Source organism: Sphingomonas sp. KR3-1, from assembly GCF_040049295.1.
Lineage (GTDB): Bacteria > Pseudomonadota > Alphaproteobacteria > Sphingomonadales > Sphingomonadaceae > Sphingomonas.
Map to the genome: position 1 here is coordinate 452,973 of NZ_JBDZDQ010000003.1, position 17,154 is coordinate 470,126.

Annotated in this window: 16 protein-coding genes and 2 tRNA genes; 7 read left to right on the forward strand and 11 right to left on the reverse strand. The window is 67.8% G+C overall.

The annotated features are described in order from the left end of the window. From ABLE38_RS18115 to tkt, 5 genes are all read right to left on the reverse strand, one after another. A complete protein-coding gene (locus ABLE38_RS18115) occupies positions 1 to 1,773 on the reverse strand; it encodes a methyl-accepting chemotaxis protein (protein WP_348975642.1) in 1,773 nt (590 codons plus the stop codon). Between the two features lie 131 nt (positions 1,774 to 1,904). After that, entirely contained in the window at positions 1,905 to 3,098 is a 1,194-nt protein-coding gene (locus ABLE38_RS18120) for a phosphoglycerate kinase (RefSeq protein ID WP_348975643.1), read from the reverse strand. Then, a complete protein-coding gene (locus ABLE38_RS18125; protein WP_348975644.1) occupies positions 3,098 to 4,117 on the reverse strand; it encodes an FkbM family methyltransferase in 1,020 nt (339 codons plus the stop codon). Before ABLE38_RS18125 ends, ABLE38_RS18120 begins: the two co-directional genes overlap by 1 nt. Continuing rightward, entirely contained in the window at positions 4,114 to 5,118 is a 1,005-nt protein-coding gene (gap, locus tag ABLE38_RS18130) for a type I glyceraldehyde-3-phosphate dehydrogenase (protein ID WP_348975645.1), read from the reverse strand. The genes ABLE38_RS18125 and gap overlap by 4 nt, the downstream gene beginning before the upstream one ends. Continuing rightward, a complete protein-coding gene (tkt, locus tag ABLE38_RS18135) occupies positions 5,115 to 7,091 on the reverse strand; it encodes a transketolase (RefSeq protein WP_348975646.1) in 1,977 nt (658 codons plus the stop codon). The genes gap and tkt overlap by 4 nt, the downstream gene beginning before the upstream one ends. Before the next feature lie 173 nt (positions 7,092 to 7,264). Between tkt and ABLE38_RS18140 the strand changes: the two genes are divergently transcribed. From ABLE38_RS18140 to ABLE38_RS18155, 4 genes are all read left to right on the forward strand, one after another. Continuing rightward, positions 7,265 to 7,450, forward strand: a complete 186-nt coding sequence (locus ABLE38_RS18140) for a hypothetical protein (protein WP_348975647.1) — start codon at positions 7,265 to 7,267, stop codon at positions 7,448 to 7,450. Beyond that, positions 7,450 to 7,752: a cell division protein ZapA gene (locus ABLE38_RS18145; protein WP_348975648.1), complete on the forward strand. Its 303-nt coding sequence runs from the start codon at positions 7,450 to 7,452 to the stop codon at positions 7,750 to 7,752. Before ABLE38_RS18140 ends, ABLE38_RS18145 begins: the two co-directional genes overlap by 1 nt. Positions 7,753 to 8,023: 271 nt before the next feature. Further along, on the forward strand, positions 8,024 to 8,575 hold the full coding sequence (locus tag ABLE38_RS18150; protein WP_348975649.1) for a 5-formyltetrahydrofolate cyclo-ligase: 552 nt from the start codon (positions 8,024 to 8,026) through the stop codon (positions 8,573 to 8,575). Continuing rightward, positions 8,557 to 8,784, forward strand: coding sequence for a DUF2842 domain-containing protein (locus tag ABLE38_RS18155; RefSeq protein ID WP_348975650.1), 228 nt, complete (start codon positions 8,557 to 8,559; stop codon positions 8,782 to 8,784). The genes ABLE38_RS18150 and ABLE38_RS18155 overlap by 19 nt, the downstream gene beginning before the upstream one ends. Here ABLE38_RS18155 and ABLE38_RS18160 read toward each other — a convergent pair. The 5 genes from ABLE38_RS18160 to ABLE38_RS18180 form a co-directional block, all read right to left on the reverse strand. Further along, positions 8,781 to 9,593 carry a hypothetical protein gene (locus ABLE38_RS18160; RefSeq protein ID WP_348975651.1) on the reverse strand — a complete coding sequence of 271 codons (813 nt, stop codon included), beginning with the start codon at positions 9,591 to 9,593 and terminating at the stop codon, positions 8,781 to 8,783. The genes ABLE38_RS18155 and ABLE38_RS18160 overlap by 4 nt on opposite strands. Positions 9,594 to 9,692: 99 nt before the next feature. Continuing rightward, positions 9,693 to 9,769, reverse strand: a tRNA-Asp gene (locus ABLE38_RS18165). Positions 9,770 to 9,861: 92 nt separating this feature from the next. After that, positions 9,862 to 9,938 (reverse strand) — tRNA-Asp (locus ABLE38_RS18170). 46 nt (positions 9,939 to 9,984) lie between these two features. After that, a complete protein-coding gene (locus ABLE38_RS18175) occupies positions 9,985 to 11,121 on the reverse strand; it encodes an AI-2E family transporter (protein ID WP_348975850.1) in 1,137 nt (378 codons plus the stop codon). A 159-nt stretch (positions 11,122 to 11,280) separates the two neighbouring features. Continuing rightward, positions 11,281 to 11,973, reverse strand: a complete 693-nt coding sequence (locus ABLE38_RS18180; RefSeq protein ID WP_348975652.1) for a hypothetical protein — start codon at positions 11,971 to 11,973, stop codon at positions 11,281 to 11,283. Between the two features lie 86 nt (positions 11,974 to 12,059). Between ABLE38_RS18180 and ABLE38_RS18185 the strand changes: the two genes are divergently transcribed. Both ABLE38_RS18185 and ABLE38_RS18190 read left to right on the forward strand, forming a co-directional pair. Further along, positions 12,060 to 13,550 (forward strand): glycerol kinase, encoded by a 1,491-nt coding sequence (locus tag ABLE38_RS18185; RefSeq protein ID WP_348975653.1) that lies wholly within the window; start codon positions 12,060 to 12,062, stop codon positions 13,548 to 13,550. 17 nt (positions 13,551 to 13,567) lie between these two features. After that, the gene (locus ABLE38_RS18190) at positions 13,568 to 13,855 is read left to right on the forward strand and encodes a GIY-YIG nuclease family protein (RefSeq protein ID WP_348975654.1); all 288 of its coding nucleotides are present in this window, start codon (positions 13,568 to 13,570) and stop codon (positions 13,853 to 13,855) included. Positions 13,856 to 13,992: 137 nt separating this feature from the next. Here ABLE38_RS18190 and ABLE38_RS18195 read toward each other — a convergent pair whose 3' ends face one another. Then, on the reverse strand, positions 13,993 to 15,693 hold the full coding sequence (locus tag ABLE38_RS18195) for a class I adenylate-forming enzyme family protein (protein ID WP_348975851.1): 1,701 nt from the start codon (positions 15,691 to 15,693) through the stop codon (positions 13,993 to 13,995). Between the two features lie 217 nt (positions 15,694 to 15,910). Between ABLE38_RS18195 and ABLE38_RS18200 the strand changes: the two genes are divergently transcribed. Next, a complete protein-coding gene (locus ABLE38_RS18200; RefSeq protein WP_348975655.1) occupies positions 15,911 to 17,134 on the forward strand; it encodes a serine hydrolase domain-containing protein in 1,224 nt (407 codons plus the stop codon). Positions 17,135 to 17,154 lie beyond the last annotated feature (20 nt).

Consider the following 17,154-nt stretch of genomic DNA (forward strand, 5'->3'; position numbering starts at 1 on the left):
CTAGTGGACGGTGGCGAGGCTCCGTGCCGGGGCACCGCGCGCCGGGCTGGTACTCTCTACCTTGAACCGCGCGGCCTGGGCCGCGAGCTGCGTCACTTCGTTCGACAGCGAGCGCGAGGCGGCGGAGGTTTCCTCGACCATCGCGGCATTCTGCTGGGTGGTGCGGTCCATCGATCCGATCGCGCCGTTGATCTCGGCGATCGCGCTCGCCTGGACGGCATTGTCCGCCGCCATCCCGTCGACCAGCGCATGGACTTCGCCGACGCCGTCGCAGATCCCCGCCAGCGCGCCGTCGACGCGCTCCACCGCCGCCACCGCGGCATGGATGTCGGTCTGGGTGACGGTCAGCTGGTCGCGGGCACGCTTGGCCTCTTCCTCGGCGCGCATCGCGAGCGCGGAGACGAGATCGGCGACGACCGCGAAGCCCCTGCCCGCCTCGCCGGCGCGGCCGGCCTCGACCGCGGCGTTCATCGCCAGCACGCGCGTCTGGAAGGCGATCTTGTCGAGCCCCTCGATCACCGAGTCGATGCCCTTGGCGCTTTCGCTCACCCGACCCATCGCCTGCACCGCCTCGTCGGTGACCTCGCGGCCGCCCCGGACGGTGCCGATCGCCTCGCTGGCGCGCGCGACGGTCCGCGCCGCGGCTTCGGTGCTGGCGCGCAGCCGCGTATCGACCTGGTTGATCGCGGCGTTGGTCTCTTCCAGGCTCGCGGCGTTGCTCTGCGTGCGCTCGGCGAGGTTCTCGGCCGCGTCGGCGATCTCGCTCGAGCCCGAACGGATCGCCTCGGTGCTGTCGCGCACCGCGCCGATCAGCGTGCGCAGGCCCGCCAGCGCGTCGTTGAAATTGCCCTTCACCACGGCATAGCTTTCGGGGAAGTCGCCGCCGATGCTGGCGGTCAGGTCGCCCTCGGAGAGCTTGCCCAGCCCTTCGGCCAGCGTCTCGACGACGCGGCGCTGCTCGGCATCGGCAATGGCCTTGGCGGCATCGGCCGCTTCCTTGGCGAGGGCGGCATCGCGGAAGACCAGCAGCGCGCGGGCCATGTCGCCGATCTCGTCGCGGCGATCGGAGTCGGGCACCTCGACGCGGTTGTCGCCCCCGGCGAGCTTCTTCATCACCAGCGTCATGAACACGATGGGCGACCCGAGCAGCTTGCGCAGCACCGCCCAGAGCACGCCCGCGGCAACGACCAGCGCCAGCCCGCCGAGCACGATCGAGCGCTCCTCCTCGTGGCTGGCGACGTCGATCGCGGCCAGGCTCTGCTGGACATCGTCATATTTCTCTTCGCGCAGCGCCTCGGCACCCTGGGCGAGCGAGCGCACGCCGGCGGCGGCATGCTCGTCCTGGAGCAGCTCGCGCGCCCGCGCCGCTTCGGAAGCCGACATATGGGCGAGCAGCGGCGCCACCGTCTCGGCGCGCCACTTGCCGACGCCCTGCACCGTGCTGGCGAGCATCGCCTGGTCCTTGGCGTCGCTGAGCAGCGGCTTGAGCGCGGTCGCCGCCTTGTCGAACTGGCCGATGCTGCGCTGGAAGGCGGCGGCGTCGGCGGGATCGTCGCTCATCGTGTAGCCGCGCAGGTTCGCCACCGCGGCGAGCAGCGAATTCTCGATCTCGGAGGCGAGCGCCTGTTCCTTGTCGACCTTGCCGTTCGCCTCGGTGAGGCTGCCCACTTCGGCCGAGGTCAGGTAGACGAAGGTCATGATCGCGGCGGCGATGAGGATGACGAGCGCGAAGGCGCTGGCCAGCTTGTACGAGATCGGCAGGGACTTGGTCATTGCGGCTCCGGTGGGGACGAACCGGGCGCCCGGACGCGCCTGTCCCCGCGTGAAGCATTATAGAAGGCCCGGCCTAGGGCGGGCCGGGACTCTACGTAAATGACGAAGAATTCATCCGGAATCCCGAGGCTTCAGCGCGAGAGCGCAGCGACCCCGGGCAGTTCCTTGCCTTCCATCCATTCGAGGAAGGCGCCGCCCGCGGTCGAGACGAAGGTGAAATCGTCCGAGACGCCGGCCTGGTTGAGCGCCGCCACCGTATCGCCGCCGCCGGCGACCGAGACGAGTTGGCCTTCCTTGGTCAGCGCGGCCGCGGTCTTGGCGAGGCTGACGGTCGCGGTGTCGAACGGCGGCGTCTCGAACGCGCCGAGCGGGCCGTTCCAGACGAGCGTGCGGCAGGTCTTGAGCACGTCCGCCAGCGCCTCGGTCGCCGCCGGGCCGATGTCGAGGATCATCTCGTCGGCCGCGACCTCGTGGACGTTGACAGTGCGCAGGCTCGGCGGGTTGGCGGCGAATTCCTTCGACACGACCACGTCATAGGGCAAGTGCACGGTGCAGTTCGCCTTGTCGGCCGCGTCGAGGATCTCATCGGCAGTGCCGGTCAGGTCGTGCTCGCACAGCGACTTGCCCACATCGACGCCGCGCGCGGCGAGGAAGGTGTTGGCCATGCCGCCGCCGATGATCAGGTGGTCGACCTTCTCGACGAGGTTGCGCAGCACGTCGAGCTTGGACGAGACCTTGGCGCCGCCGACCACCGCCGCGACCGGATGCTCGGGATTGCCGAGCGCCTTGTCGAGCGCGTCGAGCTCGGCTTCCATCTGGCGGCCGGCAAAGGCGGGCAGCTTGTGGGCAAGCCCCTCGGTCGAGGCATGCGCGCGGTGCGCCGCCGAGAAGGCGTCGTTGACGTAGAGATCGCCCAGCGCGGCGAGCGCGTCGACGGTCTCGGGGCTGTTCTTCTCCTCGCCCGGATCGAAGCGGGTATTCTCGAGCAGCGCGATATCGCCCTCGCCCATCGCCGCGATCGCGTCCGCCGCGCCGTCGCTGTCGATGAAGCGCACTTCGCGGCCGAGCACCTGGCTGAACGGCTGGGTGACCAGCGACAGGCTCATCTCGGGATTGCGCTGGCCCTTGGGCCGCCCGAAATGCGCGAGGACCACGACCCTGGCGCCCTTGTCCGCCAGCTCGGCGACGGTCTGCACCGCAGCACGCAGCCGCGTGTCGTCGGTCACCTGGCCATCGGCCATCGGCACGTTGAGGTCCTCGCGGACCAGCACGCGCTTGCCGGCGATCTCGCCCATATCGTCGAGCGTCTTGAAGTTCCGCGCCATCAGTTCATCACCTCTATCTTGTCGTCCATTCGCCCGCGCGCAGGCGACCCGGCTCGTCCGGCCATCATGCGCGCGTGCCGCTCCGCGATCGATCCGAACTCGTCGGGGATGAAGACGACGTTCTGCAATTCCGTGTCGTCGCCGGCGCGGCGGAGCTCGCCGAGCCGGCCGTCGCGCCCGAGCGTGTGGCAGCGATAGCCCAGCTGCGCGAACAGGCCGGCATAGGCGTCCGGCGTGCTCTGGCTCACCGAGGCGAGGCCGGGCGCATGCAGCTCGGAGAGCACGATCGGCCGGGTGCGCCCGATCAGCTCGCGCCCGCCTTCGATCGCGCGCGGCTCGGCGCCTTCGATATCGATCTTGATGAAATCGAGATGCTCGAGCTCGAGCGCATCCATCGCCAGCGTCGGAACCGCGAGCCTGGTCTCCCCGGCACGCACGCCGGTATCGCCGACCAGCCGGCCCCCGCCCCAATTGTCGGTACGGGTCGCGAAATGCATGTCGATCTCGCCGGCCCGGTCGCTGAGCGCGATCCGGTGCGCGGCGACGATATCGCCGAAGCCGTTACGCTCGATCGACATCCGCAGCGCCTCGAACAGATGCGGCAGCGGCTCGAAGCTCAGCACCCGCCCCTGCGCACCGACGATCGAGGCCATCAGCATCGTGTGATGCCCGACATTGGCGCCGACATCCATCACCCGCGCGCCGGGTGGCACGCTGCTGCGGATGAACGCCGTCTCGGCGATCTCGAAATGCCCCTCGATCGCCGGCCACGCGATCGCATGGTCGGCCAGGTTGACCCGCAGGATGAAATCCTCGCCGGCCTCCGCCCAGACCCAGGCCTGAGACTGCGCCACCAGGCCGGGATGTCGAAGCCGGAATTCCGGGCCGCCGAGAACGCTGGCGAGATACGCGGACTCGTCCGCGACATGCATCGCATTCTCGACGACCTCGTCGTTCTCCGGCGCGCGGCCGAGCAGCGCCCGGTATACGGCTTCGACGAACTCCCGGCTGACGGTCACAGTTTCGCCATGGCGCTCGCCGTATCGACCATGCGGTTCGAGAAGCCCCACTCGTTGTCGTACCAGCTGACGACGCGCACCAGCTTGCCGTCGATCACCGCGGTCTCCAGGCTGTCGACAGTCGACGAGGCCGAGGTGTGGACGATGTCGATCGAGACGAGCGGCTCGTCCGAATACCAGAGGATGCCCTTGAGCGGACCGTTCTCCGACGCCGCCTTGAGCACCGAATTCACCTCTTCGACGGTCGTGTCGCGCTTCGGCGTGAAGGTCAGGTCGACCAGCGAGCCATCCGGCACCGGAACGCGGATCGCCGAGCCGTCCAGCTTGCCCTTCAGCTCGGGCAGCACTTCGGCCACGGCGCGGGCAGCACCGGTGGTGGTCGGGATGATGCTCATCGCGGCCGCGCGGGCGCGGCGCAGGTCCGGGTGGATCTGGTCGAGGATCTTCTGGTCGTTGGTATAGGCGTGGACCGTGGTCATCAGGCCGCGCTCGATGCCGATCGCGTCGTTGAGGACCTTGGCGACCGGCGCCAGGCAGTTGGTGGTGCACGACGCGTTCGAGACGATCGTGTGGCCGGCCTCGAGCTTGTCGTGGTTCACGCCGAACACGACGGTGAGGTCGACATTCTTGCCAGGCGCCGAGATCAGCACCTTCTTGGCACCCGCATCGATGTGCTTCTGGGCCGAGGCGCGGTCGGTGAAGAAGCCGGTGCACTCGAGCACCAGCTCGACGCCGTTCTCGCCATGCGGCAGGTTGGCGGGATCGCGCTCCTTGGTCACCTTGATGCGCTTGCCGTCGACGACCAGGTCGTCGCCGTCCGCCGAGACGGTGCCCGGATACTTGCCGTGCACGCTGTCGCGCGAGAACAGCCAGGCATTCGACTTGGCGTCCGCGAGATCGTTGATCGTGACCAGCTCGAGCCCGCTATCGGGGCGCTCGAGGATCGCGCGCGCCACCAGTCGACCGATGCGCCCGAACCCGTTGATCGCAACCTTCGTCATGCCTGTTCTCCGTTCAACTTTTCGACGATCTGCGGAACGATGGCTCCCGCAGTGAGCCCGAAATGCTCGTAGAGCTTCAGATAGGGTCCCGAGGCGCCAAATCCATCCACGCCGAAGTTTAGCCCATCCAAGCCCGTGTATCGCTCCCAACCGAGTGTCACGCCCGCCTCGATCGAGACCTTGAGCGCGTGCGCCGGCAGCAGGTCGCGCTTGTACTGCGCATCCTGCGCATCGAAGCGCTCCCAGCACGGCATCGAGACGACGTCGGCGCCGATGCCTTGGGCTTCCAGTTCGTCGCGCACGGCGACCGCGATCTCGACTTCCGAGCCGGTGGCGATCAGCACCACCTGGCGCGGCGCCTCGGCCTCGCGAAGGGCGTACGCGCCGCGTGCCGAGCGGTTCTCGCCCGCCTCGGTGCGCAGCTGCGGCAGGTTCTGGCGGCTGAGCGCGAGCAGGCCGGGGCCGTCCGCCTTCTGCAGCGCCAGCTCCCAGCATTCGGCGGTCTCGACCACGTCGCACGGGCGATAGACGTCGAGGTTCGGGATCACGCGCAGGCTGGCGAGATGCTCGACCGGCTGGTGGGTCGGGCCGTCCTCGCCCAGGCCGATCGAGTCGTGCGTCATCACATAGACGACACGCGCCTGCTGCAGCGCCGAGAGGCGGATCGCGGCGCGGGCATAGTCGGCGAAGACCAGGAAGGTGCCGCCATAGGGGATGACGCCGCCGTGCAGCGCCATGCCGTTCATCGCGGCGGACATGCCGAACTCGCGGATGCCGTAATAGACGTAGCGGCTGCCGTAATTCTCGGCCGAGAAGGCGCCCAGCCCCTTGGTCAGCGTGTTGTTCGAGCCGGTGAGGTCGGCCGAGCCGCCGACCGTGTCGGGCAGCTGCGCGTTGATCGCCTCGAGCGCCATCTCGCTCGCCTTGCGGGTCGCGACCTTTTGCGGCGCGTCGATCAGCCCCTGGATATGGTCGGTCATCGAGAACCAGGCCGGCAGCTCGCCGCGCATGCGACGCTCGAACTCGGCGCGGTCCTCATGCGCTTCGAGGCGCTGCTTCCATTCGGCATGCGGCGGGGCGCCACGCTTGCCGGCTGCCAGCCAGGTCTCGCGGATGTCGGCCGGGATCTCGAACGGTCCGTAGGTCCAGCCGAGGTTCGCACGCGCGGCGGCGACTTCGTCCGCACCCAGCGGCGAGCCATGGACCTTGGACGAGCCCTGCTTGTTCGGCGCGCCGAAGCCGATCACGGTGCGGCACTTGACCAGCGAAGGCAGCTCGCTCGCCAGCGCCTCATCGATCGCGCGGGCGATATCGGTCTGGTCATGGCCGTCGCACTCGACGACCTGCCAGCCCGAGGCGCGGTAGCGCGCGGGGATGTCCTCGCTCGACGAGAGCGACACGGCGCCGTCGATCGTGATCTTGTTGTCGTCCCACAGCACGATCAGCTTGCCGAGCTTGAGGTGCCCGGCGAGGCCGACCGCCTCATGGTTGATGCCTTCCATCAGGCAGCCGTCGCCGGCGATCACCCAGGTCCGGTGGTCGACCAGATCGTCGCCATAGGTCGCGTTGAGGTGCCGCTCGGCGGCGGCCATGCCGACCGCCATGGCGAAGCCCTGGCCGAGCGGGCCGGTGGTGCATTCCACGCCGGGCAGCTCGAAATTCTCGGGGTGGCCGGCGCAGGGGCTGCCGATCTGGCGGAAGTCCTGGATGTCCTGCAGCGTCGGGCGCGCATAGCCGGTGAGGTACAGCGTCGAATAGAGCAGCATCGAGCCGTGCCCGGCCGACAGCACGAAGCGATCGCGGTCCGCCCATTTCGGGTCGGCCGGATCGAACTTCAGGTAATTCTGGAACAGCACCGTGGCGACGTCGGCCATGCCCATCGGCATGCCGGGGTGCCCCGAATTGGCCGCCTCCACGGCGTCCATCGACAATGCACGGATGGCATTGGCGCAGTCGGTGAAGCTTGCGGTCACTTGGAGTCCCCTGATGCTGGCGCGGACGCCTTTGGTGCCCTTGGGGGCCCACGTCAACCGGCTCCGGCCGTGTCGCTCGGGCCGGCGCTATTCCGATCCACCTCACCGGCCCGCAATGAAACCGGTACCGATCGGGGGTTGATAGGTTCGGATGGGGTGCGTAACGCTTGGATATGGCAAGTACGCCCGCCGATCGTATCGAACTGGCCCTCGTCCGCATCGAGAAAGCCGCAGCCGCGCGGGCCTATGCCTGCGAGCGCATCACCCAGCGCCACGCCAAGCTGCGCTCGCGCATCGAGGATGCAGTGTCGTCGCTCGACGCGCTGATCGCGCGCGAAGCGCATGGCGAGGAAGGCTGATGGCCGATATCGACATCACCGTTGCCGGCCGCAGCTATGCCGTCGCCGCGCGCGAAGGCGACGAGACGCACATCCGCCATCTCGAATCGATCCTCCAGAAGCATTCGGACACGGCGCTGCGCGCCTCGGGCGGGCTCAATGCCGAACGCACCCTGGTCTATCTCGCGCTGATCCTCGCCGACCTGCTCGACGAGACCGAGCGCAATCCGCCCGAGGGCGTCTCCCCGGTGCTGCTCGAGCGCATCGCCGACCGGCTCGAGGCGGTGGCGGCCGCGCTCGAAGAGGATGCGTCGGACGCCTGAGCCCTGCTGTTCCCCGGCGAAAGCCGGGGAACAAGAAGTGCCGGCCAAGCCGTTGCGGTTACGGACCCGAGCCCCTATATCCATTCACGGCGGGCACTGCCCGGTACGAGCCTTTGCAATTATCCCTGAGGCTATTCATCATCCATGGGGGCTGTCCCTGTGCAGATCCTGGTCTGCGGCATATGGTCCCCACCTGACGTAAACGGGCGTCGGAGGATATTCTGGCAAACGGCCATGGCGGTCCCGCCACCGCTCCCTTAAAGACGTCCGCATGATCGACAAGCTTGCCCTGCGGGCGCAGCTCCGTGCCGAGCGTGACGCCTTCGCCATCGAAGCGAGCGAGGCGATCCTCGCGCCTGCGCATTTCCTCGAGATGCTCAACCCCGGCCTGATCGTCGCCACCTATGTCGCGCTGGGCAGCGAGGCCGATCCGACCCAGCTTGCCGCCGCCGCTGCCGAAGCCGGCTGCACGCTCGCCCTGCCCTTCGTGATCGATCGCGCGACGCCGATCCGTTTCCTTGCTTGGCAGATGGGCGCGCCGCTGGTCGACGGCCCCTTCGGCCTGCGCCAGCCCGCCGCCGACAGCCCCGAGGTGCCGCCCGACCTGATCCTCACGCCGCTGGTCGGCTTCGACGCGCGGCTGAACCGCCTTGGGCAGGGTGCCGCCCATTATGACCGCGCCTTCGCCCGCTATCCCGAGGCCATGCGCATCGGCGTCGCCTGGGCGATGCAGGAAGTGCCGGCGATCCCGGCGGACATCTGGGACGTGCCGCTTCACGCAGTGATCACCGAGAAAGGCATGACATGGCACCAGGAAGCGTGAAGCCGAGTTGGCGCAAGCCCGCAGGCGCGCTGGGCATCATCGCCTGGATCTTCCTGTGGGTGATCCTGGTCGCGAGCTTCTCGCAGTGGATCGGCCAGCTCCCCGTGCTCGCGCAGCTGCCGGTCTACATCGTCACCGGCGTGGTCTGGGTGCTGCCGCTCGGCGGCGTGCTGCGCTGGATGGAGACGGGGCGCTGGCGCGCGGCCTAGCCTTCGCCCTCCTCGCCACCCTTTTCCGCCTTCCGCCCGAAATTCTTCACGGCCAGCCACACGCCCGCAACCGCCGCGATCACTGCCGCCAGCGCGACCAGCGCGCCCTTCAGGCTGGTGAAGAACTTCGCCAAGTCGTCGAAGAACTCCGGCCAGGTGCGCGGCCGGGCCTGCACGTCGATCTCGAAGGTCCTGGGCTCGAGCACGGGCTGCCAGACTTCGCCCGCAGCGCCCAGGATCGGCACGCCCACGGTCAGCGTCAGCTTGTGCTTGCCGGGAACGAGCGCCTCGACGCTCCATTGCCAGATCTGCTGCCCCCTCGCGGGCATCGGCTTCACCACCCGGCCCTCGGGCGCGATGCGGAACATGCTGTTCGGCGAGCTCAGCTCGGCCGAGACATTCTCGCCGATCGCCACCTTCTCGGTGCGCACCATGTTCGCGTCGCCGGAATCGCCGACCACTGCGTTGGTCACTGCCGCGGCATCGGCGGCCTGGCCGATCACCAGCGTGAGCGTCTCCGGCGCGCCCATCCGCATCTTGCCCGGCGGATCGAAGGCCGCGATGCCGTCGGTCAGCGCATTGGCCTGGCGGGTATATTCCGCGCATTGCGCCGGGGAGGCCTGCCGCCCGCCAATCGCAGGACAGGCAGCGGGCGCAGCCTCGGTGAGCATCGCATTGCCGGTCGCCGCGTCGATCGGCGCCTCGGCATTGTCGGTCTCGGTATAGGAAGCGTTCGTCACTTCGGTGCGGTTGTCGCACCCCGAGAGCACAAGGAGCAGGACGAGGGCCGGCAGCACGAAACGACGCATGGCTTCCTCCGTGGGAGCACAGGACAGGCGACCGCTTCGATTTGATTTGTTGGGAGGAGACTAGGCCGCGCCGGACGCGGGTACAACACGCAAAGCGCGTGGCGCGAGTGACGGGGCTCGAACCCGCGACCTCCGGCGTGACAGGCCGGCGCTCTAACCAACTGAGCTACACCCGCAGTACGCGCTTCGAGAACCAACCGGATCCGGCACGGCATCGTCGGGTCCGGGCCGCCTTTTGGGGCGCCTTCCCGTGCGATGATGTGGGGAATGGCGCGAGTGACGGGGCTCGAACCCGCGACCTCCGGCGTGACAGGCCGGCGCTCTAACCAACTGAGCTACACCCGCTCTCTCGAAGCGAGGAGGCGGGCACTAGACGCGGTGTTCGGGGGTGTCAACCGGATTGGTCGCGACTTTTTCGCCGCAGCGGACGATTATCCACAGGATCGTTCACCAAGGTGCCGTGCTCGAACAGGAAACCGGCGATGTCCGGCTTGCCCGCGGCGTTGACCACGGTCTGGATGATGATCAGCAGCGGCACCGCGAGCAGCGCCCCCGTGGTGCCCCACACCCAGCTCCAGAAGCTCAGCGAGATCAGGATCATGATCGGGCTGATCGTGAGCCGGTGCCCGACGATCAGCGGCGTCACCACGTTCGCCTCGACCAGGTGGCAGGCGATCATCACGATCGGCGGCACGAACGCCCAGCCCAGCTCGGGAAAGGTCATCAGCCCGCCCATCGCAAGCAGCATCGCGGCGAAGACCGGCCCGAAATAGGGGATGTAGTTGAGCAGCGTAACGATGCCGCCCCACATCAGCGGCGTCGGCATGCCGATGATCCACAGCACGCTCGCCACGATGAGCCCCAGCGTCAGGTTGATCAGCGTGATCGTGCCGAGATAGGCCGAGGTGTCGTCCACCACGTCCTGGATCACCCGCGCGGTCGCCATCGCGCCGCCGAAGCTCGCCCGGCTGGTGATCGCGTTGCGGCGCAGCCGGGTCCAGCCCGAGAGGAAGAAATAGATCACCAGGATCGCGAAGAACATCTCGATCAGCGCCGACGGCGCCGAGGTGGCGAACAGGTCGAGCAGCGAGCGCGGCGGGGTCGCCGCCATCACCTCGGGCTGCTTCATCGGCGCCGAGGCGAAGTTCATCACCGTCTTGTTCACGAACTGGTCGAGGTTCGAGTAGAACTCGATCAGCGGCTTCAGATTCTCCTGGATCTGCGGGATCTTGGCGGGAAGGTCCCGCACCCACTGCCAGGCCGGCACGACGATCGAGACGAGCGCGACATTGGCCGCGACCAGGAACAGCAGCACGCAGACGAACGCCGCGACCGCCGCCGGAAACCGCCGGCGCTCGAGCCATTCGAGCAGCGGCACCAGCGCGATCGCGATCACCAGCGCGGTGGTCAGCGGCAGGAAGAACTGCGATCCGGCCTGCAGCGCGAACGGCAGGGCGAGCAGCAGCCCGATCCCGGCCACCAGCGTCATCGCCGCCATCAGCCGGTCGCGCTTCTGGCCGTCGCCCATGCTTTCCTGGACCGATGGCCCGAGCAGCGGCGCCCGTGCCGGACCGGAGGGCGTGCCCTCGCCTTCGGAGTCGCCGTTGATGCTTCCGGTCTTTTCGCTCACGTTCGCCCTTCCTCGCTGCCTTCACCCTAGGCTTCGCGAGTCGCGGGAGCAACGGCATCATATGGATTTGGGCGGCGGCCCGAGCATGGGTTCGTAATCGTCGACATCGCCGAGCGCCGCCTTCCATTGCGCATTGTCGATCAGCGTGGTCCGCCCGACCTTCAGGTCCGCGCAACCGGGCAGGCCACGCAAGGCGAGCTTCACGCCCGCGGCCAGCTCGTTCGGCAGCCAGGGATTGAGCATGATCCGCGTGATCCAGGCGCGCTCGATCGGCACGTGATGGATCATCGCCTCGGGGTCGTCGCCTTCGTAGATCAGGCGGAACTCGCGCTCGTCGCGAAACCCGTAGCGCTTGAGAAACGGCAGGTCCTCGAGCGCCAGCGACCGCATCTTGCGCAGCTTGTCGAGCGACACATAGGCCATGTCGCGCCAATAATAGCGGTCGTCCTCGAGCAGGCCCGTCAGCAATTTCCGCTTGTCGATCTCGACGCACACGCCTTCGTTGTTCGCCGCGAAGACCTGCCAGTGATGATAGGTTTCCGGCGATTGGGTGAAGCAGGCCGCGAACAGCCGCGCCGCGCGGCCATGCCGGAGATGCCGCTGCCGCGCATATTCTTCGAGGAAGGCGACGTCGTTGGTGTCCTTCCAGGTCGAAGGGCTCAGCAGCGCGAGCCGCTCGTTGACGAGCATGTCGATCGCCGCGGCCAGGGTGGTGAAGCGTTTAAGCGTGTTCGCGGGAGTTGCGGTCATGCGTCGGGCATAGCGCCATTCGCGCGCGGCTGCAGCTACAGCCACGCGGGCGTTGCGCATTGCGAGGGACCCGCTAGCCTCGCGCCATGGGCGAGAATATCCTGGTCATCGACGAGGGCACCACCTCCACGCGCGCGATGCTGTTCGCGCCGTCGGGCAAGTGCCTGGGCAGCCACGCCGCCGAGATCACGCAGCACTATCCCGGCCCGGGCCTGGTCGAGCATGACGCGAACGAGATCTGGCGCCGCAGCCTCGAATGCGCGCATGCCATGGTCCAGCAGGCCGGCGGCGCCGACCGGATCGCCGCGATCGGCATCACCAACCAGCGCGAGACGATCGTCTTCTGGGACAAGACCACCGGCGAGCCGCTCGCCCCCGCCATCGTCTGGCAGGACCGACGCAGCGCCGCTTTGTGCAGCCAGTGGCGCGATGCCGGCGAGGAGCCCGGCGTCCAGGCACGCACCGGGCTACTGCTCGACCCCTATTTCTCCGGCACCAAGATCGCCTGGGCGATGCGCAACTGGCCGCAGCTCAAGGGCGTCGGCGACCGGCTCGCCATCGGCACGATCGAGAGCTGGCTGGTGTGGAAGCTCACCGGCGGCCTGCACGTCACCGATGCGACCAACGCCTCGCGCACGCTCCTCATGGGCCTGGGCTCAGGCGGATGGAGCGACGGGCTGCTCGACATGTTCGCCGCCCCGCGCGACGCGCTGCCCGAGATCGTCGACTGCGCCGGCCGGTTCGGCACGACCAAGCTGTTCGGCGGCGAGATCCCGATCTGCGGCCTCGCCGGCGACCAGCAGTCCGCGACGATCGGCCAGGCCTGTTTCGCGCGCGGCGACACCAAGGCGACCTATGGCACTGGCGCCTTCGTCCTCACCAATGCCGGCACCGCCCCGCCCTCTTCCAAGAACCGCCTGCTCGCTACCGTGCTCTGGCAATTGGGCGGGCGGCGCACCTATGCGATCGAAGGCTCGGTGTTCGTTGCCGGCAGCCTGGTCCAGTGGCTGCGCGACTCGGTGCGCCTGATCGAAACCGCGCAGGAGACCGAGGCGCTGGCCCGCTCGGTGAAGGACAATGGCGGCGTCTATCTGGTGCCCGCTTTGTCCGGCCTCGGCGCGCCCTGGTGGGAGCCCGATGCCCGCGCCTCGATCTCGGGCCTCAGCTTCTCCGCCACCCGCGCGCACATCGTCCGGGCCGCGCTGGAAGCAATGGCGCACCAGAGCCACGACCTGAAGACCGCCTTCGCCGCCGACGGCGCCGACTGGTCGCGCCTGCGCGTCGATGGCGGCATGGTGATCAACGACTGGATCGCCCAGGACCTCGCCGACATCCTCGCCATCCCGGTGGATCGCCCCGACTTCGCCGAAACGACGGCGCTTGGCGCGGCAATGCTGGCGGGCGTCGGCTGCGGCATGTTCGGCGGACTGGAAGAGGCCGCGAAGATGCGCGGCGCGGGCGTGACGTTCGAGCCGAAGCTCGCTCCCGACGAGCGAAAAGCCCGCCTCATCGGCTGGCGCAACGCAGTCACATCAGTCGTCACCCCCGCGAAAGCGGGGGCCCATCTCCCGGATTAACCGCGGGCGAGCGAGAAATGGCGGGCTTCACCTACATCATCGCCAACCGAAAGAACGGCGCTCTCTACACCGGCGTAACCGCGAAGATGTCCCGCCGCGCGCTCGATCACCGCGACGGAGCCGGCAGCAAGTTCGCCGCGAAATACGGCATCTACCGCTTGGTCTATGTCGAATTTCACGAAGAGATCGACAACGCGATCCTTCGTGAAAAGAGGATCAAGAAGTGGCGGCGGGCCTGGAAGATCGCACTGATCGAAGAGAGCAATCCCGACTGGCGCGACCTGTTCTTCGAGCTGAACTGCTGACCGAACCTCAAACCGTCATCCCCGCGAAAGCGTGGCCCAGCTCGGGCGCTGTCGGCAAATACGGCCGGTGCGTGGCAGGATAGGGCGGGAGATGGGTCCCCGCTTTCGCGGGGATGACGAAAACTATGGAAACGCTACTAAGCCGCCTCCCCCACGAACAGCTCGCGCAGGTCCTTCTTCAGGATCTTGCCATTGGCATTCCGCGGCAGCGTGTCGCCCACGAAGCGCACTTGCACCGGCACCTTGAAGCCGGCGAGCCGCGCGCGGACGAAGTCCTGCAGCTCGGCCTCGCTCGCGCTGCTGCCCGGCGCCATATGGACCACCGCCACCGGCTCCTCGCCCAGCGTCCGGTGCGGCACGCCGATCAGCGCGGCGTCCATCACGCCGGGATAGGCGTAGAGCACGTCCTCGACTTCGCTCGAATAGATGTTCTCGCCGCCGCGGATGATGATGTCCTTGGCGCGGTCGACGATGTAGAGGAATCCCTCCTCGTCCAGCTTCGCCAGGTCTCCGGTGCGCACCCAGCCGTCAACGAAGGTCTCGGCGGTCGCCTCGGGCTTGTTCCAATAGCCCTTCACGATCATCGGTCCGCTGGCCCAGAGCTCGCCGACTTCGCCGACGGGAAGCTCGCGATCGCCCTCGACAGTCATGATCTTGAGGTCGGCGGTCGCCACCGGCTGGCCGGCGCTGGTCGGCCGGGTGAGGTAATCCTCGCCGCTGTGCTGGGTCACCGTCGCCATCGTCTCGGTCATGCCCCAGCCATTGCCGGGCAGCGCGCCGAACTCCTCGTAGATCCGCTTGACCAGCTCGGGCGCGGAAGGGGCGCCGCCATAGGAGATCGCCTCCAGGCTGGAGAGGTCGTGATCGGCCCGCGCCGGATGCTCGAGCAACTGCCAGGCGATCGTCGGCACGCCGCCGGTAAAGGTCACCTTCTCGGTCTCGATCACCCGCATCGCCTTCTCGGCGTCCCAGCGGCGCATGAACACCACGGTCTGCCCGGTGGCGATGCCGGCCATCAGCGCAGCGCTGCACGCGGTGACGTGGAACAGCGGGATCACCAGCAGCCCCACCTTGTGCGGGATCACCGCCGGCGGCATCTCGCCCCGGCGCAGCATCGCCCGCGCCGCGCTGTAGCCGGCGGAGAGGATGTTGGTGCAGATGTTGCGGTGCGTGCCCAGCGCGCCCTTGGGGTTGCCGGTGGTGCCGCTGGTATAGAAGATCGTCGCATCGTCCTCGGGCGACACCGCCACCTGCGGGAACGGGATGTCGGGCAGGCTCGCCCAGTCGTTGCGGGTGCCGATCAGCACCTCGAGCCGGCTGACCTTGCCGCCCAGCTCCTCGCTGCAGCGGCTGACCACCACGCGCTCGAGGTCCGGCAGCTGGTCGTAGCAGTCCTTCAGCCGGGCATGCCGCTCGGCATCGACGAAGAGCACCTTCGCACCCGAATCCTTCATGCCATATTCGAGCTCGCCGCCGGTCCACCACGCGTTGAGCGGCACGATGATCGCGCCGAGGCTGGTCGCGGCGAAGAAGATCGTCGGCCATTCGGGCAGGTTGCGCATCGCCAGGGCGACGCGGTCGCCCTTCACCACGCCCATCTCGGCGAGCCGCTCGGCGAGGTGGCACACCGCGCGATAGTTCGCCTCATAGGTGACGCGCTCGTCTTCGTAGACGGTGAAGACGCGCTCGCCATAGAGCCGCGAGAGCTGCTGGAGCACGCCGAGCGTCGGCGGGGCGTTCTTCCACACCCGCGTCGGCACGCCGCGGATCTCCAGCTCTTCCATCTCGAAACGGCCGCCCGGCGCGGTGAGCGCCGCCTTGGCCTGGGCCAGCGACATCGCGGGCCATTTCGGGTCGAGCGGGACGATCGGTTCGGGGGCCAAGGCGATTCTCTCCAGCTTAGGTGCGTTATGTTTCTAGAATGTTGGGTTTGGCATCGGATGCCGTACCGTAAACAACGTTAGTGTTGATTCATCGCGCGCTCAAGGCAATAGGGGAAGCGCGTCCTTCAGAAGATGCGAGTCACCGGTTTCGAATGAGAGGTATGCCAGCCGCATGAAAACTGCAAAGCCCGAAAGCCAGGGTTTCGACGCAGCCCGGCTGGCCCGGATCGATCCCTATCTGAAGACCCGCTATCTCGACTCGGGCAAGCTGCCCCATGCCCAGCTGCTGATCGCCCGCCGCGGCGAGATCGTGCATTTCTCGAGCCAGGGCGCGGCCCGCGAGGGTGGTGCGCCGGTCGACGAGACCACGATCTTCCGCATCGCCTCGATGACCAAGCCGGTCACCAGCCTCGCCTTCATGATGCTGCTCGAGGAAGGGCTGGTCGGCCTCGACACCCCGGTCCATCACGTCCTGCCCGAGCTCAAGAACCTCGGCGTGTTCAAGGCGGGCGGCGACAAGGTGCCCTTCCAGACTACGCCCACGGCCGAGCCGATGCGGATGATCGATCTGCTCCGCCATACCTCGGGCTTCACCTACAGCTTCCAGAACCGCACCAGCGTCGACGCCGCCTATCGCGCCGGCAAGATCGAGGACTGGCACGGCAATCTCGATCTCGACGGCTTCGTCGCCGCGCTGGGCGAGATCCCGCTCGACTTCTCGCCGGGCACCGAATGGAACTACTCGGTCTCCACCGACGTGCTCGGCGCGGTGGTCGAGCGCGTCTCGGGCATGAAGCTCGGCGACTTCTTCCAGCAGCGCATCTTCGCCCCGCTCGGCATGGACGACACCGGCTTCACCGTCCCCGCCAGCAAGACCGATCGGCTTTCCGATTGCTGGGTGATGGTCCAGGGCAAGGGCCGGGTGATGTACGATCGCGGCGCCGAGAGCGCCTGGTCGCGCGAGCCGAAGCTGGTCTCGGGCGGCGGCGGCCTCGTCTCGACGTCGCTCGATTATCACCGTTTCTGCACCTTCTTCCTCAACAAGGGCGAGCTGGGCGGCACCCGGCTGGTCAGCCGCAAGACGATCGACCTGATGACCGCGAACCACCTGCCCGGCGGTTCGGACCTGCACGCCATGTCCAAGTCGCTGTTCAGCGAGACCACCAATGCCGGCACCGGCTTCGGCCTGGGCTTCGCGATCACGATGGACGTCGCCAAGGCGATGATCCCCGGCTCGGCCGGCGAATATTATTGGGGCGGGATGTTCTCGACCTCGTTCTTCATCGATCCCGTCGAGCAGCTCTCGATGGTCTTCATGACGCAGCTTTCCCCGTCCATGCTCTACCCGATCCGGCGCGAGCTGAAGACGCTGATCTATTCGGCACTCAACGACTGATCTTCCTCTTGGAGACGAAC

What these genes read in the sequence shown, in the direction of transcription:
- ABLE38_RS18200 (WP_348975655.1), top strand. Translation starts at nt 15,911, where the DNA reads ATGAAAACTGCAAAGCCCGAAAGCCAGGGTTTCGACGCAGCCCGGCTG.
- ABLE38_RS18180 (WP_348975652.1), bottom strand. Translation starts at nt 11,973, where the DNA reads ATGACCGCAACTCCCGCGAACACGCTTAAACGCTTCACCACCCTGGCC.
- ABLE38_RS18120 (WP_348975643.1), bottom strand. Translation starts at nt 3,098, where the DNA reads ATGGCGCGGAACTTCAAGACGCTCGACGATATGGGCGAGATCGCCGGC.
- ABLE38_RS18115 (WP_348975642.1), bottom strand. Translation starts at nt 1,773, where the DNA reads ATGACCAAGTCCCTGCCGATCTCGTACAAGCTGGCCAGCGCCTTCGCG.
- ABLE38_RS18175 (WP_348975850.1), bottom strand. Translation starts at nt 11,121, where the DNA reads ATGGGCGACGGCCAGAAGCGCGACCGGCTGATGGCGGCGATGACGCTG.
- ABLE38_RS18190 (WP_348975654.1), top strand. Translation starts at nt 13,568, where the DNA reads ATGGCGGGCTTCACCTACATCATCGCCAACCGAAAGAACGGCGCTCTC.
- ABLE38_RS18155 (WP_348975650.1), top strand. Translation starts at nt 8,557, where the DNA reads ATGGCACCAGGAAGCGTGAAGCCGAGTTGGCGCAAGCCCGCAGGCGCG.
- ABLE38_RS18195 (WP_348975851.1), bottom strand. Translation starts at nt 15,693, where the DNA reads ATGTCGCTGGCCCAGGCCAAGGCGGCGCTCACCGCGCCGGGCGGCCGT.
- ABLE38_RS18150 (WP_348975649.1), top strand. Translation starts at nt 8,024, where the DNA reads ATGATCGACAAGCTTGCCCTGCGGGCGCAGCTCCGTGCCGAGCGTGAC.
- ABLE38_RS18145 (WP_348975648.1), top strand. Translation starts at nt 7,450, where the DNA reads ATGGCCGATATCGACATCACCGTTGCCGGCCGCAGCTATGCCGTCGCC.
- gap (WP_348975645.1), bottom strand. Translation starts at nt 5,118, where the DNA reads ATGACGAAGGTTGCGATCAACGGGTTCGGGCGCATCGGTCGACTGGTG.
- ABLE38_RS18160 (WP_348975651.1), bottom strand. Translation starts at nt 9,593, where the DNA reads ATGCGTCGTTTCGTGCTGCCGGCCCTCGTCCTGCTCCTTGTGCTCTCG.
- ABLE38_RS18185 (WP_348975653.1), top strand. Translation starts at nt 12,060, where the DNA reads ATGGGCGAGAATATCCTGGTCATCGACGAGGGCACCACCTCCACGCGC.
- ABLE38_RS18140 (WP_348975647.1), top strand. Translation starts at nt 7,265, where the DNA reads ATGGCAAGTACGCCCGCCGATCGTATCGAACTGGCCCTCGTCCGCATC.